16 protein-coding genes, 1 other RNA gene and 1 riboswitch are annotated in these 20,875 nt (G+C 38.7%); of the genes, 1 reads left to right on the plus strand and 16 read right to left on the minus strand.

Translation table 11 applies throughout. The features are described from left to right. The 5 genes from MKY17_RS17430 to MKY17_RS17450 form a co-directional block, all read right to left on the minus strand. Positions 1-762 carry a nucleotidyltransferase domain-containing protein gene (locus MKY17_RS17430; RefSeq protein ID WP_098370719.1) on the minus strand — a complete coding sequence of 254 codons (762 nt, stop codon included), beginning with the start codon at positions 760-762 and terminating at the stop codon, positions 1-3. A 16-nt stretch (positions 763-778) separates the two neighbouring features. Continuing rightward, entirely contained in the window at positions 779-4,492 is a 3,714-nt protein-coding gene (locus MKY17_RS17435; RefSeq protein WP_339200233.1) for a dynamin family protein, read from the minus strand. A 191-nt stretch (positions 4,493-4,683) separates the two neighbouring features. After that, positions 4,684-4,842, minus strand: a complete 159-nt coding sequence (locus MKY17_RS17440; RefSeq protein WP_185150927.1) for a hypothetical protein — start codon at positions 4,840-4,842, stop codon at positions 4,684-4,686. A 150-nt stretch (positions 4,843-4,992) separates the two neighbouring features. Further along, complete coding sequence (locus tag MKY17_RS17445; protein WP_098370721.1) at positions 4,993-5,523, minus strand: isoprenylcysteine carboxylmethyltransferase family protein; 531 nt, start codon at positions 5,521-5,523, stop codon at positions 4,993-4,995. Continuing rightward, positions 5,523-6,611: a 3-oxoacyl-[acyl-carrier-protein] synthase III C-terminal domain-containing protein gene (locus MKY17_RS17450; protein ID WP_098370722.1), complete on the minus strand. Its 1,089-nt coding sequence runs from the start codon at positions 6,609-6,611 to the stop codon at positions 5,523-5,525. The genes MKY17_RS17445 and MKY17_RS17450 overlap by 1 nt, the downstream gene beginning before the upstream one ends. A 460-nt stretch (positions 6,612-7,071) precedes the next feature. Between MKY17_RS17450 and MKY17_RS17455 the strand changes: the two genes are divergently transcribed. After that, positions 7,072-7,572, plus strand: a complete 501-nt coding sequence (locus tag MKY17_RS17455; RefSeq protein WP_141993533.1) for a DinB family protein — start codon at positions 7,072-7,074, stop codon at positions 7,570-7,572. A gap of 1,013 nt (positions 7,573-8,585) precedes the next feature. Here the strand turns inward: MKY17_RS17455 and MKY17_RS17460 are convergent. From MKY17_RS17460 to MKY17_RS17510, 11 genes are all read right to left on the minus strand, one after another. Further along, positions 8,586-9,899, minus strand: coding sequence for a nucleobase:cation symporter-2 family protein (locus MKY17_RS17460; protein WP_098370724.1), 1,314 nt, complete (start codon positions 9,897-9,899; stop codon positions 8,586-8,588). Continuing rightward, positions 9,892-10,491: a xanthine phosphoribosyltransferase gene (locus MKY17_RS17465; protein WP_098370725.1), complete on the minus strand. Its 600-nt coding sequence runs from the start codon at positions 10,489-10,491 to the stop codon at positions 9,892-9,894. The genes MKY17_RS17460 and MKY17_RS17465 overlap by 8 nt, the downstream gene beginning before the upstream one ends. Positions 10,492-10,652: 161 nt before the next feature. Continuing rightward, positions 10,653-10,754: riboswitch (purine riboswitch) on the minus strand. Between the two features lie 263 nt (positions 10,755-11,017). Next, complete coding sequence (locus tag MKY17_RS17470) at positions 11,018-12,535, minus strand: carboxypeptidase M32 (RefSeq protein ID WP_098370726.1); 1,518 nt, start codon at positions 12,533-12,535, stop codon at positions 11,018-11,020. A gap of 133 nt (positions 12,536-12,668) precedes the next feature. Further along, a complete protein-coding gene (locus MKY17_RS17475) occupies positions 12,669-14,582 on the minus strand; it encodes an ATP-dependent DNA helicase (protein ID WP_098370727.1) in 1,914 nt (637 codons plus the stop codon). Between the two features lie 227 nt (positions 14,583-14,809). After that, the gene (locus tag MKY17_RS17480) at positions 14,810-15,010 is read right to left on the minus strand and encodes a cold-shock protein (RefSeq protein WP_034307871.1); all 201 of its coding nucleotides are present in this window, start codon (positions 15,008-15,010) and stop codon (positions 14,810-14,812) included. Between the two features lie 193 nt (positions 15,011-15,203). Beyond that, positions 15,204-16,352 (minus strand): class I SAM-dependent RNA methyltransferase, encoded by a 1,149-nt coding sequence (locus tag MKY17_RS17485; protein ID WP_098370728.1) that lies wholly within the window; start codon positions 16,350-16,352, stop codon positions 15,204-15,206. Between the two features lie 644 nt (positions 16,353-16,996). Continuing rightward, positions 16,997-17,386: RNase P RNA component class B (gene rnpB, locus MKY17_RS17490), an RNA gene on the minus strand. An 80-nt stretch (positions 17,387-17,466) separates the two neighbouring features. Next, on the minus strand, positions 17,467-17,781 hold the full coding sequence (gpsB, locus tag MKY17_RS17495) for a cell division regulator GpsB (RefSeq protein ID WP_098370729.1): 315 nt from the start codon (positions 17,779-17,781) through the stop codon (positions 17,467-17,469). A 202-nt stretch (positions 17,782-17,983) separates the two neighbouring features. After that, positions 17,984-18,535 carry a DUF1273 domain-containing protein gene (locus MKY17_RS17500; RefSeq protein ID WP_098370730.1) on the minus strand — a complete coding sequence of 184 codons (552 nt, stop codon included), beginning with the start codon at positions 18,533-18,535 and terminating at the stop codon, positions 17,984-17,986. A gap of 66 nt (positions 18,536-18,601) precedes the next feature. Further along, positions 18,602-19,138 carry a CotD family spore coat protein gene (locus MKY17_RS17505; protein ID WP_286176972.1) on the minus strand — a complete coding sequence of 179 codons (537 nt, stop codon included), beginning with the start codon at positions 19,136-19,138 and terminating at the stop codon, positions 18,602-18,604. A 452-nt stretch (positions 19,139-19,590) separates the two neighbouring features. Next, positions 19,591-20,847 (minus strand): ribonuclease H-like domain-containing protein, encoded by a 1,257-nt coding sequence (locus tag MKY17_RS17510; RefSeq protein WP_098370731.1) that lies wholly within the window; start codon positions 20,845-20,847, stop codon positions 19,591-19,593. Positions 20,848-20,875 lie beyond the last annotated feature (28 nt).

Consider the following 20,875-nt stretch of genomic DNA (forward strand, 5'->3'; position numbering starts at 1 on the left):
CTATTCCAAAATGGTCCAAATTAATTCATTAAGCTCAGTTTCCATCTTCTTTCCTTGATGTAGCCTAGTTATCTCATTCTTTAAGGAAAGTGATTTCCCTTTTATTATCGAAAGATTCTTTTCACTTTCATTGTTGCTTATATATTCCTCCATTTGTTTTGCTTTAAATATCCGGGTAATCCTGTCTTTCAATTCTTGATCAATTGAAACCAAATCAAGTAATTCCCATACCGACAAAGGTGGCAGCGAACCCAGTTGGATTATATATTCAAGGATTAAATACGAACGGTATACTTGTACCCATGTTTTTAGTTCTTTTCTTTCGGCCCCCCTTGTTTTTGTCAATTGTTGAAGATTGTCGCTCATCATCCGATAGTAATGGTGCCCCAGTGCCTTTTTGGAATAGCAATCAGCTATCAATCGATTCATCTTCCTATAATAATCCGGATGCGTAATCAACTTGATTCGCGACTGAAATAATTCAAATAGAGCAGGGTTACTTTTTAAGAAAAGACGTGATGATTTAAATAAATCCCAGCCTTCCATGTCAAATAGGTATTCTTTCATTTGAATGACTTCAACTGGCTGACTCAAGCTAAGGTATGAACGCTTATCATTATGAACATATATAAACCGAACATCGTAATCTGATTGGCCGGATGATAAACCAAAAGAATGGCTGCCAGTAACAGCAGCCATCAAAATGGTCATATCCTCTTTCTTTTCCAGGTATCTCAATCGTGAAATAAGGTTTTCTTTCATGAACGAGACCTCGTTTCTATTTTGAATGCATTTTAGCCAATTCCGCTACGGCATTTTCATAATACGGTAAATCGACCGTTTCCTCCAATGCTGCACGTAAACCTGCAAAGATATCCGATATTTCCGTCTTAAACTCTTTTTGAATCGCAAGTAACTCTTGATCGAGGACTTCATTATACATTTCGAAAATCCGTCCGCCCTGTTCTTTTACATATACAAGGGCAGGATCATCCAAACGCTTCTGAAGCCCTTCGCTCATTTTCGCTTTTTCATTTTTTTCAAAGAAAGATTTTGGATTTTTAAACAATGCCAATTCCTTTTTGAATTCCCCCGTATCTAATTGGGCAAAAGCTCCTGTAAATTCAAGGGACTCCCTCTCATTAGGTTCATAAGGCTGTAATGAAAGGTTTCTTCTTATTTTTTGCATTTGCAAAAGCAAACTGCTTTGTTTCTCATTCAGTAATTTATTTACGAACATTTCCGTCCTTAAAGCCGTTGCCCGCATTTCCTGGGCAAGGTCAAAGCCTAAAGCATCCAATAAGTTCTTCATAGATTGCTTGAGGACAATTTTCAGATCGCCTCCATCATCTTTTAAAACAGCCGGATTGAACGATTCTTTGAAGAAATCATTAAACCGGAAGAAGACCCGTTGTTTACTATAAAAAGTCAACTCGTCTATCTCTTTTTTCAAACGTTGCTTTTCGGCATCCCCTTTAATGACTGAGAGCAGTTCCGAAATGGACTGTGCCTCATGAGAAAGGGTCTCCAGGGCATTTCGTTTCGCTTTCTCATCCTGCCTGGAAGCTGTAATTACATCTCGTAGCAGTTCTTCCGTTCTTTTTACAGCCGCTTGAGCCGATTCAATTGCAAGTCCCGTTAAATCGTTTTCTATGAAAGAATCGAATTGACCTTGGAATTCCGAGATTCCGCTATTAGGAAGGAACGAATGCTTAAACGAACCAGGCGTTTGTTTTTCCATCAATGCTCCCTTACTCGTAAGCGGGAACAGTTTTGGAAAACGGATTCCGAATCCATTCAATTGATCTGTGACATAATCCATCACTTCGTCCAATTCGTCAGTGGTTTGTGCCAGATCGACGGCATTGACGATGAAAAACATCTTATCCATAGCGAAAGAATCTTTCACACGTCCAAGTTGTATCAAGAACTCCCTGTCCGCCCGTGAAAATGGGTGATTATAATAGGTCACAAATAGGATGGCGTCCGAATTCTTAATATATTCGAAAGCTGCTCCTGTATGTCGTGCATTTATTGAATCGGCCCCAGGTGTGTCAACAAGGACCATCCCCTGCTTAGTCATTTCACAGTCATAACGCAATTCAATCAGATCAACAAGACATGACTTGGACTCTTCTGCAGCAAAACGTTTAAATCCTTCAAGATCTACCGTAACCACATTTCCTAAATCATTTTGGTGCTCCGGCAGCCCTTGATGAAAAGCCCTTAGAAATGATAAATGCGTTTTCCCCTTATCAACTTCCCCCGCCTTGGCAATGATTTGTCCTGCCAGTTGAAGTGCTTCATCTAGAGTTTTTGCCGATTTATCAAAAGCTGCCAAGGCCAGGCTTACATCTTCCAACAGCATCGCTTCCGTCTTTAATTTGACGGTTGCCGTTCCATGTGGATGCTCAGCGTCTGAAGACATGATTTTGTTGATTGCGGCAGTTGTTGGATTTGGTGAAACAGGAAGGACGCTTTCTCCCATCAACGCATTGGCAAAGGAAGATTTACCCGCACTGAATGCACCGAAAAGCGCAACCGTGAACGTCTGCTGTTCCAAGCGATTTGCCTTCTCTTTCAATTCTTTATAAAGTGATTGAAACCCTCTCAAAGGTTGAATTAGCTTGGCAGCCTGTTGTAAACTCGTTGCAGTCTCCATCAGCTTTTCTTTTCCGCGTAAATCAGTAGCATCAGATGAAGAAACAGTCACGGAAGGTACAGCTTCCTTGTTTTCTTTATCATGATCCGTATCAAGTTGTTTGTTGACGGACCTTGAATTACTTCCTGTATCGGTTTTCATGATTTTGACTGTAATATTTTTTTCCTCTTCATTCCATTGAGTTAAAAGCATATCGATATCGCGCTCATCGACTAATGATTCAGTTTGATGAGCAATGGCTTCTAATCGTTCCGTTTGGTACTCGATTTCCGCGTTCATCGCAGCAGTAACTTTAAGGGCTTCCGCAAATTCGGAAAAACCTTCAAGTTCCTTATCGATGGATATGGACTGCTGTTCTACTATCCCTTCCATAACGGTAACCATATTATTCAAAAATCCTTCTGATACATCACGTGCTTTCTTTTTGATGGCTGATGCCAAGTCATTCGTATAGTTTAAAACGTATTCACCCGTAATATCTACTTGAGGCTTCAAAGAGTTTTTTATGTAAGATTCCGTTACCTCGATCTGAAGTGCCTGAGCCTTACTTTCAAGTGTTGAATCATGAATCTCCGCTTGGTTAAGCGTTTTAACGGCTAGTTCTTTAAGATGCCATTCAAGCTGGGTCTTCACCTTTTCTTGTAAATCGGTCAAAAACGCCTTAATACGTGCCTCACGTTCGGCATCCGTTTTTTTCTTGGCAAATAATAGACCCATTTTAAAGTCCGGCTGAGCCGATTCCAAGAAAGATTTACCTAGGTCCCGTGTTGCCGCGGGCATGATGTATGCACCTTTCAAAATGGTTTCTAATGCATCAGCATATTGGACCTTGATTTCCTCTATACGTCCAGTTAATGATTTTTTTTCCTTCAATAGGCTGTCCACCTGATTCGTCAGGTGTATTCGCTCTTCATATGGAAGTTCTGATAATACTTCAAAATCATCGGCATGTTCCTCTTCATACTGCTCTTTCAGCCAATTAAGATGCCTTTCGACCAGGGCATTAGCCGATTGCATGATGGCATCTTTCCCATCATTTAGACCTTTGCCCGCAATATCAGATATGAATTGCTTGACCACTTCTATTTCATTTTCAGGATTGTTCAAGTCTCTTACGGATGTATAAAAAATACCATCAGGATATACATTCCAGTTCGCAAATGCCTCAGAAACGGAAAGCTTGAAGTCTTGAAAGCTAAGCTCGTTCTCATCATGCTTATCGATCATATTGATAATTAAGTATGTCGGTTTTTCAGCCTCTAACAATTCTTTCGTGAATAGGAAGTTCACTTCTGATTGGACGTGATTGTAGTCCATGACATAGAATACGACATCAGCTAGATGCAAGGCAGATTCCGTAGAAACTCTATGTGCATCGTCTGTCGAATCAATTCCTGGCGTATCCATGATCGCGCATGAATCCGGCAGTGAAAAATCATTGGAACTTATCGTTATTGCCGATACTGAATCTCCATCCTTGGCAAATTTCTTGACCTCTTTAAAATCATAAGGTGCAGGAAATAAGACTGGTGGTTGATGATGGTAAAAGACTTTGGCATAGTCTTCCCCTTTTTGGACTTTTACCGTATTTGCACTTGTTGGAATCGGGCTTGAAGGCAATACTTGATCACCGAGGAAAAAGTTGATCATACTAGATTTCCCCGCTGAAAAATGCCCGCAAAAAGCAATGATGAACTCTTCATTATTCACTTTCATGATTAACTGTTTTAGTTTATCCGCATTTCCTGTATCACCTGCCGATTGAAATTTCTCATACATGGCAGTCAAAATCCCCAATTTGGACTGTTGCTTTAATGTTTCTTGAATCATGAATCCATACCCCTTAATCTATCGTCATTTTGATATTCTTATTGTAAACGATTTCGTTTGTTATTCATACCATCAGCTTTATTTTTACTATATGATTCATTACTGGCCATGTTCAAAAAAAAACCACCGATTGGTGGATTCATGCAGTTTTATTCATATTGACTTTGAATGCAAAAAAAAAACCAGGATGTTTACCTGGTTGTAGGGGTGGGGTTAAAAGCAGTTCGGTTTTCCATTGGTGACTCGGTATAAGGTTTTACAGCCTTTGCCGGTTTTTGAATATTATTCAATACATGTTTCATCACAAAACCATATGTAGCGATTGTCAATAAAATGAATACCCAAACCATTACCAACACCATCCTCTTATATATTGATTAGCTTTTAGTTATTAGTTATTAAAATAAATTTATCGAAATCCGAATGAGAATAATTTTCATCTTCATTTAGAATCTTATCACGAACGATAATCGTTTTCAATAAGAAATTAACATTTTTTATTATTTTCCCTTAAAAACCGTAGAATATTCCGTATGTTCCTTTAATGCTTTCTCTTCCAATGGGATTCTTACCGTCATCATCCAAACATTCAATAAACTAAAGATGACAGCAGTATAATATGCATTGAATAATAAAGAAATAACTATTATCTCAGTTGCCACTATGAAATAGTTCGGATGTTTGAAATATTTATAGGGACCTTTAATGACTACATCGGCATCAGGAACTACTATGATTTTTGTATTCCAATGTTTTCCCAATGAACGGATTACCCAAATCCTGCCTGACTGTGCTATTAGAAAAAGGGTCAGCCAAATTGGCCAAAGTCCAGACACATCCCTTTCAAGCACGACCACTTCAATAATGAGAACAATAAAAAAACTAAGGTGCATTAGAACCATCCAACTGTAATGGGACTCACCATATTCCACTGCTCCTGCAGCCTTTAACTGTTTTTCATTTTGTTTGGCGATATATAATTCAAACATGCGCTGTATAGCGATCAAAATAATGAAAATGGCAAAGATCATCACTTCCACCTCATTAACACAAGTTCAGACGAAAACCCAGGCCCCAATGCAGCAGCCAAGCCCACCTCATCTTTATTCCCGCCACGCTGCATGAACCTCTCCAGGACGTACAAAATAGTTGCTGAGGACATATTGCCAAATTCCCTCAATACGCTCATTGACTCTGCCGTCATGCTTTCATCGAACCCGAGGGCTTCGTGATAAGCATCAATTACTTTTTTGCCTCCAGGATGAGCAATGAAATCTTTTATATCACTGAGATCGAAACCATTCTCCATTAAGAACTCTTGAACATTCGGTTTAAGCCAATCTTTGATGATTGTAGGGATATCTTTTGAAAAAATCACATATAAACCTTGATCTTTAACATCCCAACCCATTACATCCAATGAATTCGGCATTAGCGTGGATTGCGAATTCAAAAATTGCAGATGTCTTGCTTTTTTGGAAAATTGCTCATCAGGCACCTCATCACCGCAAACCAAAACACAGCTTACTCCATCAGAAAATAAAGAAGTTCCAATTAAATTGCTTTTGGAGATATCATTCCTTTGAAATGTCAGACTGCATAGCTCCACACATAAAACAATGACCTTCGCCGTGGGGTATGCTTGGCAATATTCAAATGCACGCGATAGGCCACTTGCTCCCCCTGCACAGCCAAGTCCCCAAATCGGAATCCTTTTAGCATGCGGGCTAAATGGAAGTTCATTCATTATCCTGGCATCAATGGTCGGGGTAGCAATACCCGTGCTTGAGATAAAGAAGAAAGCATCTAGCTCGTTTGCCTGCAGTTCTTCTTTTAAAAATTCTGTGTTGGCTAAGCATTTTTCTATAGCTTCTTTCCCAAACTTGACTGCCTGTTGAATATATAAATCATTCCGATCAGCAAAAGAATGATCCTCTTTAAACCAATCAAGATCATTAGAAAAATATCGATTTTCCACTTGTCCATTCTTAAAGGCTTTAAGTAACCGTTCTATATTCTTATATGAGGCTCCAAATATTTCTCTCGAAAATTCCATGATTTTCTCCTGAGAAAGTAAATGTGGCAGCTTTATATGTGATGCAGATAATAAATACGGCATGATTGCACCCCTTATTATTCATGATATGGTTAATATACCCACCAGGATATCAATTATGCCCTATCGATAAAACGGTCATATTTATTGATGGTTCAGAATATTTTTTCTTTTTTTCTTAAAAAACTAGATGAAAAAGACTAAGAAATTGATAACATAGAGAACATGATCATACAAGCGGAGGAACGAAAATGGAATCAACGCTATAATCACAATAGTGTTAAATGGAACCATCGTGGCCGTTAAGTCCGTTATTCCTTTCTCTTTAAACATAGGCTCTGTTAAAGGATGTTGTTGATTTTCTTGATGAACTAACGGGGCAGGTTAGTTGAAGATTGCTTTGACCTTTGTTCAACAATTGGGCCATTTAGTTGAAGATCTCATAAGATAAGTAATAATATTTAAAGGAATAATTCATTCTGATAAAGAATATTAAAAAACGTGATGATAAGGAGGCGATTGTATGGCAAATCATGTAGAAAATCTATATAACTATCATGTATGGGCAAATCAACGAATTATTGATCATCTTAAGACACTTTCTCCTGAGAAATATCAAAAGGAAATGAAAAGTGTCTTTTCTTCTGTTTCAAAGGTTTTATCTCATCTGTATTTGGTGGAATATGGATGGCTTAATACCCTCGAGGGTCAGAGTATGAATGAAGCAATGCAATCTTCATTTCAAATTCAAGAAAAGATTGAGAAACTGCCCATTGAAGACTTAGAAACGGAATTTCACACTTTAACATCTCGGTTTAAATCCTTTTTGAACAGACAGGAAGATATGGAAAAGAGAATAATGTTGGATAATCCATGGGCAGGATTAAGAGAAACAAGTATATCTGAAATGGTCTTACACGTTGTGAATCATGGAACCTATCATAGAGGGAATATTTCAGCTATGTTACATCAGTTGGGTGATTCTTCAGTTATGACTGATTATGCGTTTTATTGGTATTCTTGAAATGTTATTCATTATAGATAGGCAAGAGAAGAGTAATCCATTTTTTCTTCAAAAAGGTGACGTTAGTTGAGGATCGAGAGATGTTTACACAGATCTTTCATTGAGCTAACGAATAACTTTAATCAAACAATTGTTGATCCAAAGTAATCTCACTCTTCTACGATATTTAACATCACCAGCAAGAATAAGTTAATTGCCTCCACAATACCGGCTAATATGAGCTTCTTGTTTATTCAAGAAAAGGGCGCGATTCTTTAAATAAGAATCGCTTTCCTTAATGAACTAACAGGTGCGTTAGTTCCATAGGATGCACTAAAGAAGACCACTTATTAGGTGGTCTCTTTTATTTGTTCAAAAATCAACATTAATCTTTAACAAAGCCTAAACATTAAACAGCCTTTCGAACAGGAATCCAGATTCTAGCATCTCACCTTCTAACGGCATGCAAAACATGCTTTCACCTAAATTGCTCATGCATCCCCGTTTGTTCCCTCAATCATTATTCTCCCACGGATATCCCCTGTCATGCCAATATGGACGCCCAAAATGTATGGGTTTCATGAAGCAATTCATCTACCCATGTCATTAAAAGGCGTAGGTACTCCTCATATCATCTTGATGATCGAAATGTAATCATGAAATATTAAACCCCCTTACCTAAAATCGGTAAGGGGGCGCTTTCATTCTTCTTTCTTTACAGAAGATTGATTTTGAACTTGAATAATGATATTTTGAAACTCCTCTTTTCCACAAACGCTGCACCTAAACTCCTGGCTTAAAATGGTTCGACAATGAATACAATATTTTTTCTCCATCCCTATCACTACTTTCCTGAACATATACTATCAATATATTCAAAAAGTGAAGAGAGTTTCCTTTTATCTGACAAAACTCCAATTTCATTATCAATGATTTGCTTCGGCATAAATGAAAAAATGCCTAAAATCCTCATCACCTGAGGATTTTGGGCATTAAATGGTTGAATCTATCAAGTTTACCGAATCTATTTTTAATCAGGCTACTTTTTGCCCTTCAATACGAGCTTCCTTCACTTTCCCTTTTGTAGGGACGATGTTAAAGACGATATTCAAGAAAATGGCTGTCAAACTTCCGGCTACAATACCGTTTTCCGTTAAGATTTGAAAGCTTTCCGGAATTTGCGCAAATAGTTCAGGAACGACCGTCACACCAAGTCCCATACCTACTGAACAAGCGATGATCAATAAATTTTCTTGAGAAGCAAAATCCACTTTGCTCAACATCTTAATTCCAGCGGCAATTACCATCCCGAACATTGCAACCATTGCACCGCCAAGCACGGAGGAAGGAATAATCGTCGTGAATGCACCAATTTTTGGAACAAATCCTATGAAAATGAGAATGCCCGCTGTTGTGTATATGACATTCCTTGTTTTAATGCCTGACAATTGAATCAATCCGACATTTTGTGAAAATGCCGTATAAGGAAACGAATTGAATAAACCGCCAATCATGATGGCCAGACCTTCAGCACGATATCCGCGAGCCAGATCGTCTTCTGATATCTCTTTATCCGTGATTTCACCAAGGGCATAATAAACACCAGTCGATTCCACCAAGCTGACGATCGCCACCAATGTCATCGTAATGATCGCCGTGACGTTAAATGTCGGCGCTCCAAAGTAGAAAAAATGAGGCAAATGCAGCCAAGTGGCACTGACCACTGAGCTAAAATCCACTTTTCCAAGGAAGAAAGCTGCAAATGTTCCGACTAACAGCCCCAATAAAATAGAAATGGAGCGTACGAATCCCGATGAGAATTTATACATGAATATAATGAATAACAAAGTTCCAAAACCAAGAGCTACATTATTCAAGTCTCCAAAATCAGCAGCACCTTGACCTCCACCAAGATTGTTGATGGCAACAGGAATGAGCGTTATGCCAATAATCAAAACGACCGATCCAGTGACAATGGGTGGGAAAAACCTTGCCAGTTTTCCGAAGAATTTACTAATGATAACCACGATCAATCCCGACACCAATATAGATCCATAAATGGAGTTGATTCCATATTGCGTACCAATTGCAATCATCGGGCTAACTGCTGTGAATGTACAGCCTAGGACGACCGGAAGCCCAATTCCAAAGAATTTATTTTTCCACACTTGCAATAAAGTTGCTATCCCGCACATCAAAATGTCTATTGAAACTAAATAAGTCAACTGCGCTGCAGTCAATCCCAGCGCCCCACCGACAATCAATGGAATGACGACTGCACCGGCATACATGGCAAGGACATGTTGTAATCCTAAGGAAGCAACCTTTAAAGGTGATTGATTAGACATTGACGGTTGCTCCTTCCATTTCCTCGGCGAACGTAATCTCACCGAATTTCAACTCAGCAATCCTCGCAAGTGATTCGACTTGAAAACCTTGTTCCCTAAGATCCTTACCACCACTTTGGAATGCCTTTTCAATCACGATGCCGATTCCGGCCACTTCTGCTCCAACCTGCCTACAGATTTCCACCAAGCCCCTGGCTGCCTGACCGACCGCAAGGAAGTCATCGATGATCAAAACCTTATCTCCAGCTTCAATATATTTATTGGAAACCGTAATAGTATTGGTTTCTTTTTTTGTAAAGGAATGAACGGACGCGGACACTAAATCATTTGTTAAAGTAAGTGATTTACGTTTACGGGCAAAAATTAGCGGAACTTCCAATTCCAACGCGGCCATCAAACCAGGTCCAATGCCTGAAGATTCAATCGTCAGCACTTTCGTTATTTCCTTTTGTTCGAAACGTTTTACGAATTCTTTACCAATTTCTTTCATTAGTATCGGATCCATTTGATGATTTAAGAATGAATCTACTTTTAAGATATCTTCTGATAAAGCTTGACCCTCGGACAAGATTTTTTCCTTTAAAAGTTGCATGAAGGTTCCTCCCAAACTTGGATGATTATTGACCCATAAACCACGCAATCATTTCCCGGCATATAAAAAAGCCCAAGAAACATTGCGACACTTTTTTGGAGTGAAGCAATACTTCTTGGGCATGAATGAAAAATGAATCAGCAAAAGCCTTCATTATGCAACAAGATCTATTACTCACCCATAGTCGAATTATTTACGGTAATCCGGTAGAAACTTGCAGGCCATATCCCTGCTATTATACGAGTGAAACTTTATATTTTATTAATATATGAATTATAACAACGCTGGCTCTATTTGAAAAGTAATTTTTGATAAAAACCGAACTTTCATTTAAAAAATTAAATCATCATTCGTATTATTAGAAAATTGCGAAATCACAATGCCTAAATAACAGGGATTTTCCTCTCAAAGAAAAAATCACTCCATCTTCATGTTCCATTTACTGGTATCATACAGGTCACTTTTGTAGCGACCCATAAAAAAGAAGAAGGTCTTGGCATTTAAACCAAGTCCTTCTTCTATTAATTCATTTGATTTTATAAACTTCTTTATATTTATTTTCAAGATACGTTATTAAATACTGAACATTCAGGCCCTCTCCTGTCGTTTCTTTCAAAATCTCAAGAGGCTTTTTTGTTTTTCCGTATTTATGTATCTTTTCATTAAGCCATTTCCTAATTGGAGCAATATTACCCGCTTCCAACAGGCCATCAAAATCAGGCAAATCTTTAAGCATCGATTGCTTGATTTGGGCTGCATACATATATCCCAATGCATAAGAAGGGAAATAACCAAAGCTGCCATCTGCCCAGTGCACATCTTGCAACACGCCCATGGCATCATTTTCGGGCACAATTCCCAAATAATCCTTGTATTTTTCATTCCAGACTTCCGGTAAATCCTTCACTTCAAGTTCTCCATTAAAGAGAGCCTTTTCCAGTTCATACCGAATCATAATATGTAGAGGATACGTCAGTTCATCTGCTTCAATACGGATGAACGATGGTTTTGATTCGTTAATTCCCCGGTAAAATTCATCCAGTGTCACATCATTGAATTGTTCGGGAGCATAAGCTTTTAATAAGGAGAATTTATTTTTCCAGAAGCTATGGTTCCGTCCAATGAAGTTTTCGAAAAACAATGATTGTGATTCATGGATTCCCATTGATGTCCCGCCATCGAGAAGTGTTCCAGTTAATTCTTCGGCGATATTCTGCTCATAAATGGCATGTCCGCATTCATGGATGGTACCAAAGATTGCCCCCCTAAAATCATTTTCATCGTATCGGGTCGTCACCCGGACATCGCCCCTGTTTATTCTAATTTCAAAAGGGTGAACTGTTTCATCCAGCCTGCCAGCCTTGAAATCGTATCCTAGCTGTTTTAAAATTTCCAAGTTAAGTTTATGCTGTTTTTCTTTTGGAAATTCTTTATAAAGGAACGCTGTTTCAGGTCTATGTTCGCTTTCGGCAATCTGTTTTACCAATGGAACGATCCTCGCCCGAAGCTCACTGAATACGCTGTCAAGTATATCTACGGTCATGCCTGGTTCATACATATCTAAAAGGGTATTATATTTCGTCCCTTCATATCCCCAGTACTCTACGAACCTACGGGTATAAGCTACAATTTGCTCCAGATAAGGTTGAAATAATGAAAAATCAGCTTTTTCCCTTGCCTCTTCCCATGCACTTTCAGAACGCGATTGTAAAATGACGAATTCCTTATATTCGTTGGCAGGAATTTTCTTATTCCTTTCAAACTCTTTTTTACACTCTTGTACCATTTTATTCGTCGTTTCACTAAGAGTGGCTTTCTCCAGCGAAAGTTCTGCAATGAAGGATTCCATTTCTTTACTTGTGCTCATATTAAACACCTCGGAGGAAAGCACGCCGATAACTTCGGAACGCTGCTCACCTCCCTGTTTCGGTGCACCTGTACGCAAATCCCAAAAAATTAACGCGAGCGCTTCATTATAGGCCGAGATTTTCTTTACATATTCTCTAAACTCTTTTTCTATCAGATCTATACCCTTTTTTTTCATATTCACTGCTCCTTCCAACTACACTTTACCATATTATACAAAAATCTTTCATATCAGAACCACTTCGATTAATAAATTAAAATAAAATAAGAGCCAAGGGGCACCTTGGCTCTTATTTTGGATTGGACTTTAGTTAAAGCGTTACAGGAAGAATGGATACTATCTTCTCTTTCACCTGTTCCGAAAGATCCTTTTCAGTCAAAATCTGGACTGTTCCCGAATCATTGCTCGTCCTGATCAATCGCCCTATTCCCTGGCGCAACCGAAGGAGCATGTATGGAAGATCCACTTCTTCGAATGCGTCGGTAACCGAGTTGCGTTTGGCCTCGAAAACTGGATCGCGTGGCGGGAATGGAAGGGAGTGTATCACTACATTTTGTAATGAAGGACCTGGAACATCAAGCCCTTCCCATAAATGATAGGAGAAAAGGACAGATTGCTCATCCTCTTGGAACTTCTTAACAAGCTCGCTGATTTCCGCTTCCCCTTCAAAATAAAATGGATAAGAAGATATTGGGCAGTTTTCCTTGAACCAATGCAATTCTTCTTTCGAATGAAATAACACTAGTGTTCGACCTTCATTTTCCTCGATTGTCTTTATTGTATATTGAAGTTTTGCCAATTGATCTCCATTTTCGAAGACCGGCATGTTCATTTTCATGACTTCATCGTAATCAAATGGTGATTCAACGGAAAAGCTGTCATACTTTTCTATCCCTAAACTATCTGCAATATATTGGAAGGATTTATTATCCGATAATGTTGCCGATGAAAAAATGTAAGGGATTTTTTTAGAGAATACCTGTTCAGACAAAATATCCTGTACAAGCCTTGGCATGATGACCAATGTTTTGGTCATTTCATTTTCTTCAAACCAGGAAACGGCCTGTTCATCCTTCACAAATAGAGAAAGGGAGTAGCCCAGCTGCTCTAAATATTCTTCCGTCACTTTTAAATCATAGTCATTGATCGTGTACATTTCCGCTTCAAAAACAAGGTTCTCCTCTAACTCTTCAACCTTTTTGTGAAGCTTTTGGGCGAAGCTTGTAATTTCTTTGGACATCGGAATTTCATAACGATTAGATCCGCTGACATGTATCGCCTTTTCATCCAACAAATCAAAAAATTCTTCATTGATATCAATTAAATCCTCAATGATGTATAACGTTTCTTCACGAACCTGATTGGCTGTAAGCAATTCTAAAACCGAAGCAAGGGTCTGTTCCCCAACTTTATAAGTTAAAGCCTTTTGAGCAGCAAACTCCAATAGGTGACCTTCATCAAAGACAACGCAGCTATGATCAGGCAGCAATGGTAACTGTCCTTCTCGCTTACGCTTTTCCTTAGTCCATACATGCTCCATGAAGAAGTCATGTGAACAAATGATCAAATCACTTGATTTTCGGTAGTGGTCCCGTGATAGGGTTTGCCCACAACGATGGCGTTTATCACAAGTAAAACAGTTTTGGAGCTGATCCCAGCCAACTTTAGACCAGTCTTCATCATTTAAATATGGATACTGTTTACGGTCCCCATACGCTGTATAGGCGTTCATGGATGAGTTATCATGGACAAACTTGGGAAGTTCATCATATAGCTGATCTATTCCCTCTGAATCTTCATGATTCACTGCGTAATCCAATTTCTTAAGGCATACATATTGATCGTGATACTTGGCAAGCCTAACATCCACTTCAATACCTAAAGCATTCTTGATTTTTTGGATGTCGCCTTCCTCTTTGACAAGCTGTTCAATCAACGTTTCATCCGCACATGAAATAATTGCAGGTTTATTCGTATATCTCGCATAACAAATCGCATATAGTAAATAGACCAAAGTCTTACCGGTCCCTACCCCTGCTTCAGCAAAACTTACATTCTTTTCTTTAAAGGCTTTTTCTAACTGAAAAGCCATGAAGATTTGTTCGTCACGCAGCTCAAATCCTTTTTCGGGAAGAATATCGTAAAAAACATCACCGATCCATTCTGAAAGCTTATCGTAAAAAGAATCTTCCTTTGTTACCGAAAAAGGCAGTGTTTTAAGCATCATGGTCTCCCCTTTTATCTATCATCAGTATATAGTATCCGAATCATTACTTATCTAGGCAAAAGTATATTATCCTTTATTTCATATTAATAGTCAAGATATTTACCAACCATCAGAAATGAAGCGTATTATGTCTGTTTTTCTATGTATGCTGCCTGGTTGCCCGATTCGTAAAATAAAAGACAGGCTCCAAAAGAGAGCCTGTCTGTAAATAATATAGGGTTGAATTAAGCTTTGTTTACGTTTGATGCTTGTGGTCCACGTTGACCTTGTTCTACATCAAATGTAACGTCTTGGCCTTCTTCAAGTGTTTTGAAACCTTCGCCTTGGATAGCTGAGAAATGTACGAATACATCGTCTCCACCTTCACGTTCGATGAATCCAAAACCTTTTTCTGCGTTAAACCATTTTACTTTACCTTGTTCCATTTTTGTTGCCTCCTAGTGTGTTCTCCACACATTATATTACTATCCTTGCTCAAAAGAATATTAAGGTATTCCTTAAATCTGAACAAAAATAATTCATTATTAGAATAACAGAAAAGGAAATGATAAGCAAGACTGGAACCTATTATGAATAAATCGTCCTGACCAACAAAATCCTCCGTTATATTCTACCTACTTATTCACCTTGAGGCTGTCTTGGCGGCCTTTTCCCCCAATATTGATAAAGGTCAGCACGGATGAAACCATTGAACAATTTCCTTTTTTTCGTTGCAGGCTTACCGTAATGCTGTTCGAAGTCAGGATTGGAGGTAATCATGTATACTGACCATGTATCAAGCTTCTTGAAGGCTTGGCCCATTTCTCTATACATCTGCTCAACCGCTTTTTTCTCACCAAGACGTTCTCCATAAGGCGGGTTCCCGACAATGACACCATACTCTTTCCTTGTCGAGATATCCCTCACCTGCATTTGTTTGAATTCAATCAGATCACCAAGACCCGCTTCAAAACTATTCGCTTTAGCTATATCGACCATTCGATGGTCAATATCACAACCGCTTATGTCCAAGTATTGATCATAATCGGCTAAATCTTCAGCCTCAATCCGTGCTTCATCCCAAACCTTGCTGTCCATCCATGCCCAGGTTTCAGATACGAATTCCCTGTTAAACCCAGGTGCTATGTTCTGCCCAATTAAGGCTGCCTCGATGGGAATCGTTCCAGATCCACAAAATGGATCTATGAAAGGTTTATCCGGTTTCCAATTGGTCAGCATGATCAAGGCAGCCGCCAATGTTTCTTTAAGGGGTGCCTCCCCCTGCCCTGTCCGATATCCCCGTTTATGCAAACCTGCACCTGAAGTATCTATGGTAAGTGTCACTACATCTTTTAAAATAGACACTTCAATTTTAAACAAAGGACCAGTCTCTGCAAACCAAGACACTTGCTTATATTTACTTTTCAATCTATCAACAATCGCCTTTTTGACAATAGCCTGACAATCAGAGACACTGTAAAGCTTTGACTTAACGGATTTTCCACTCACAGGGAACTCTACATCGGCTGATAAGTAATCTTCCCAATTCAATGCCTTTGTTTTTTCAAACAACTCATCAAATGAATATGCTTTAAATTCCGCGACTTTAATTTTCACCCTATCGGCACTGCGCAGCCATAAATTAGATCGGGCAATGGCGGATTGGTCGCCTTTATATGTGATTTTACCATTTTCGACTTGACAATCGTAACCAAGATCCCTAACCTCCTTGGCAACAATTGATTCCAATCCCATTGCTGATGTTGCGATAATATCGAATTGTTTCATTAATCTTGCACCTTCTTTCCATTAATCCAAATCAATGGCACCTTTTCCCGAATTTCTTCATTTATGTATTTAAGAATCAGGCATTGATTTTTTACATGTAATCCTTATTTAAAAGGTCCACCGCTTTTTTATATTTCAGTTAGAATTCTTCATTGTTTGCTTAGCTTATTTCATGATCATGTAGCGAGAACATTCAATAATTAAATACAGCACTACTCAATTATCCATGTACCTTAAGATACACGCTGCAATCATATGATTGAAATCATCAAAACCAATTATGTATGCTTCCCATTCATTAGCCTGAAATTTGAAGTTTCCCGTCTTGATACCTTCATTTTAGGGTTAACAGAAGAGTTAAGGAACCTTTAAAAATAGGATACCCAGAATCAAGGAAATGCTTTACATTCCGACACTATTTTTTAAAACGTTACCGACTGACTTCATTCAAGCCCATTTTTCTTTCCGCTTGACACTTTTCGAAATGGAATGAAAAACTTGCCAAGTTCCTAGTTTAACACAGCGGTGTTTCAGAAAACGAATAATAAATGGAAATGCCCAATCTTTTTATAATCAGGCAATCTCCATAAACAAAAACTCCCCTTTTAAAAGGAGAGTTGTGCTTTTGGTGTAATATGATAACGTTCTGTAAGCCATGTTTTGTTCCTCAGTACTGCAAGCGACTCGCGTCTCGTACTTCGGCGGTAATCATCTATCTACAGAAGCATATGCTTCTGTCCTTCTCCTCGTTCAATTCCAAGGAAGAAAGCGCCCCTACCATTAATTTGGGTTTCTCGCTCGTGGGGTTTACCTCGTTCCACCCTTTACATTTCTGTAAAGGCTACGTCACTGTGGCACTTTTATAGGTATTCATGCCATATCCAAAAGGACTTAGGCATTTTCCCAGCCGTCAGCAATCCAAGATTGCTGCCCAAGCTTATTTTTTCGCCAGGCACGAACACTACGGACATCGCAGTCCGTGCGAGCATGGACTTTCCTCTACTGCATAAATGCAGCAGCAATTACCCAAACGTTAACATAACATAATTGATTATACTCCATTACTCATGAAAAAACAATACCAAAATAATTTTCACTTTTACAATGCAAAATCTCAGTCAAAAAGCTTGTTACCAAAAACATGCTTTTCCAAGTTGGATAACCGTTTAAGGATATCAAAGTTAGTGGTTCCCGGAGTGGCACTTGGAGCAGGTTGATTTGGACGTTTTGTACTCTCTTCGGCGGCTTGTTTTTTCAATTTAAGATTTTCTTGTTTAAGATCTTCGATTTCCTGATGGAACACTTCATAATCTTTAATGATCAGATCCAGGAATTGATCCACATCTTCAGGTTTATAACCGCGCATGGCTGTTTTAAAATCTTTTTCAAGAATATCTTTAGCCGTTAATTTTATCTTATCGGATAGCATAAGACTTCACCTCAATACTTTCGCCAATACAATCGACTTTTTATTATTTTTTCAAATCTGCTTGGGTTTGTCAACGAAACACCATTTTGTATGCATACTGTTTAGTGAACGATATGTATTCCCATTAAATCTGTATCTAAATTTCATAATAATATGATTATGCTTTAGAAACAACTTTTAATCCATAATTATTTTCACTCCATCATTCTTCGGACCAGCTCGCTTCTTCAGCAGCCAGTTGCAGATCATCAAAGTTTATCTGAAAGATGGGGTATGGCTGTGTTTCGGCTTTTTTCATCGCCTCGAAATAAGGATATCGGGATGATCCTTCTTTTTCAGCTTCGAAAATGATGAGCATGGCATCGCTTTTATGGACCATATACCTATTTTTAATTTTCAGCTGTTGTGGCCCTTCATATGGTTTATTGAAAATGGACTCAACAAAATCGGCACGGGCCAATATGGATCGGTAATAGTCTTGATTCGTCTCGTTCCATGACTCTTCCTGTTTCAGGAAAGGAGTAAGCACCCCTAATTTAAGCTGAGGATATTCCTCCTGTAATTCGAACACCACTTCTGCACCCCATAGTTCCGTACCCAATTGACCTGAAATGATCACCCATTCCAGCCCATCTTCCGCCAATGGAAGGAGACGCTGCTTCATCGCTTTCTTTATATATTTTACGGCTTCATGGTCATTTTTGAATATCCCGAATTCAAAAGCCTTATAGCCCGTCATATACAAAACCTTCATCGCTTGGCTAATCTCCTTTTAACATGATCTTATGTAAGAAAACAAGGGCTTTTAAGCCCTTATTTTTTAATATCCGAAATGACCAGGCGGACAGCATGGGTTTTGCGGCGGCCTTCCACAAATCAAGTGTTGATTATAGCACTCGTTCACCACGGATTGAGTATGCGGGAAATAATGTTTAAACGTGTTCACATGTTTATTGACATTTGTAGTATGTGATGGATGAACGACAGGAATCACTGTGTTCGATACATTCGTATTGACAAATTGCTGTGTCGGAGAGACTTGCGCTGGGGCAACTTGAGATGGAGATGTTTGTGTTGGACCATATTGCGCTGGAGACACAGCTGATGGACCATATTGCGCTGGAGACACAGCCGATGGACCATATTGCGCTGGAGACACAGCCGATGGACTATAGGCTCCCATTACGTTAGACTTTTTACCGGTTGACGCTCCCATTACGTTGTGAGGGTGTTTACCGGTTGACGCTCCCATTACGTGGTGGGGGTGTTTACCGGTTGATGCGCCCATAACTCCAGGTGCGTTCCCGTATGCTCCCATTACATTGGGTTTATTTCCTCCACAATTACGAAAATACATTATAATACGTCCCCTTTCATCATGATAAGTTTTGTCTTACCATTACAGACTATGAAAAAAAGGGGATACGTGTACTGATGAAATGACCTAATTATACAGAATAAGTATAAAACGATGTATGGCTGTCGATAAGTACACTATTATATTAATGCTATCCCTTCAAATGTACTGAGGGTAATTTTCTATAAAAAGGAATAGAGACTGTCTTTTAATGAAGTAAATAAAACAATTGTTAAACAAAGGACAACAAAAAATAGAAATAAAGTCGTTTTATACATTTCTTCGCTCCGCTTTCACCTTGAATTTATGATGTAAAGGAATGAAATGAACGCTTCAGAATTTCACCCTCAACTCTTTCCATTTTACACATAATAGTTGAAGGCTACAATAATTGTATACATATTTTTTATTTTCATCCTTTTGCACTAAAAGACCAATTCAATTCCCATATATTATATAGAAATACCCTTAGATTGCTCTTTCTTTTCGAGCCGATGGATCCTCTTTTCCAATTCCGATTGTTTTTTCCCTGGCAGGGTCCCTTCGCTCACCATCTCTTGAAGTGCGATTATTGAACATTTTAGAGCAAGACCGACGTCTTTAAATTGATGTTCATATAATTTTGCACATTCAATCTGTGCCTGTATCCTTATTTGCACATTTCCTTTTAAGGCGGCTTCCTTCCAAATCTCCAAAGCTTCATTGAATAGTTTTTGCTTCTTTTTCTGGAAGGCTAAGGCATGGCCAGCGATTATCCGATCTTCCTCATTTCCTGCTTCCAATATTTTTTGATATGTCTCAACTGACTCCTCTTTTTTTCCCAAATAAGCGAGCCATCGTGCAATTTCCATGGACTCTTCCGTATATCCATCGATTTGGAGGATTTTTCGGGATAAATGAATATACAATGTGATCAGTGATAAGATATCCAATTCATTATGCTTCATGATTCCAAACAGAATTTCCGGATTCTTCCGCTCAACAAAATCAAAATAAATCATCGGCGCCAAATATCCAGGAATATCATCCTCCCTATAAACACCTAGAATATCTGTTTCGACTGCTGATAATTTCACTCGTTCCAATTTGTTTTTCCAAAGGCGTCTTGAAGCATGATATAAATCGAAATGTCCGAATTCCGGTAGTTTTGGTACATGCTCTTTTATCAAGGTATGTCTGGTTTTTAGCTGGGGCCAATCAAAGGATTTACCATTATATGTGACAAGTGTTTCATAATTGATGTTTTCCAGAAAGCTTTGATAAAGCGGGATTTCACTTCCAGGCTGCGGAAGGATATGTTGCTTTACGACTACTTCTTCACCTTCTAAATATGCATAGCCAAGTAAAAAAATGGTATTGCCGGCTCCACCTCCAAGCCCTGTTGTTTCCGTATCGAAGAAAAACAGATCTTCACTTTTAACGCCCCTAGCGGATAGTGGATGCTCCAATGAAGTTTGATTCCACTCTTTTACAACCTTTTTCAGCTCGGAAAATGCATATAACCCGTGTTTGTGATTTATAGGGTAGCGGACTTCCCTAATGAAACAATAGTCACCATCGAAATGAAAGGAAACGGTATCATTCTCCAGCCACTTTTCATAGTAAGGAATTTCTTCATTCACTGTCTGGTCATCTTCTTTTACAGGAGTAGGATGTTCCCCTAGGTTCATATGCGTTTTCATACGGTTCAATTTATTTTTTAAGGACATAAAATTACACCTCTTTTCACTTATCACT

Source organism: Peribacillus sp. FSL P2-0133 (assembly GCF_037975445.1).
GTDB lineage: Bacteria > Bacillota > Bacilli > Bacillales > DSM-1321 > Peribacillus > Peribacillus simplex_E.

What these genes read in the sequence shown, in the direction of transcription:
- MKY17_RS17505 (WP_286176972.1), bottom strand. Translation starts at nt 19,138, where the DNA reads ATGTATTTTCGTAATTGTGGAGGAAATAAACCCAATGTAATGGGAGCA.
- MKY17_RS17445 (WP_098370721.1), bottom strand. Translation starts at nt 5,523, where the DNA reads ATGATCTTTGCCATTTTCATTATTTTGATCGCTATACAGCGCATGTTT.
- MKY17_RS17470 (WP_098370726.1), bottom strand. Translation starts at nt 12,535, where the DNA reads ATGAAAAAAAAGGGTATAGATCTGATAGAAAAAGAGTTTAGAGAATAT.
- MKY17_RS17480 (WP_034307871.1), bottom strand. Translation starts at nt 15,010, where the DNA reads ATGGAACAAGGTAAAGTAAAATGGTTTAACGCAGAAAAAGGTTTTGGA.
- gpsB (WP_098370729.1), bottom strand. Translation starts at nt 17,781, where the DNA reads ATGCTATCCGATAAGATAAAATTAACGGCTAAAGATATTCTTGAAAAA.
- MKY17_RS17450 (WP_098370722.1), bottom strand. Translation starts at nt 6,611, where the DNA reads ATGCCGTATTTATTATCTGCATCACATATAAAGCTGCCACATTTACTT.
- MKY17_RS17475 (WP_098370727.1), bottom strand. Translation starts at nt 14,582, where the DNA reads ATGCTTAAAACACTGCCTTTTTCGGTAACAAAGGAAGATTCTTTTTAC.
- MKY17_RS17440 (WP_185150927.1), bottom strand. Translation starts at nt 4,842, where the DNA reads ATGGTTTGGGTATTCATTTTATTGACAATCGCTACATATGGTTTTGTG.
- MKY17_RS17465 (WP_098370725.1), bottom strand. Translation starts at nt 10,491, where the DNA reads ATGCAACTTTTAAAGGAAAAAATCTTGTCCGAGGGTCAAGCTTTATCA.
- MKY17_RS17500 (WP_098370730.1), bottom strand. Translation starts at nt 18,535, where the DNA reads ATGAAGGTTTTGTATATGACGGGCTATAAGGCTTTTGAATTCGGGATA.
- MKY17_RS17430 (WP_098370719.1), bottom strand. Translation starts at nt 762, where the DNA reads ATGAAAGAAAACCTTATTTCACGATTGAGATACCTGGAAAAGAAAGAG.
- MKY17_RS17455 (WP_141993533.1), top strand. Translation starts at nt 7,072, where the DNA reads ATGGCAAATCATGTAGAAAATCTATATAACTATCATGTATGGGCAAAT.
- MKY17_RS17485 (WP_098370728.1), bottom strand. Translation starts at nt 16,352, where the DNA reads ATGAAACAATTCGATATTATCGCAACATCAGCAATGGGATTGGAATCA.
- MKY17_RS17460 (WP_098370724.1), bottom strand. Translation starts at nt 9,899, where the DNA reads ATGTCTAATCAATCACCTTTAAAGGTTGCTTCCTTAGGATTACAACAT.
- MKY17_RS17510 (WP_098370731.1), bottom strand. Translation starts at nt 20,847, where the DNA reads ATGTCCTTAAAAAATAAATTGAACCGTATGAAAACGCATATGAACCTA.
- MKY17_RS17435 (WP_339200233.1), bottom strand. Translation starts at nt 4,492, where the DNA reads ATGATTCAAGAAACATTAAAGCAACAGTCCAAATTGGGGATTTTGACT.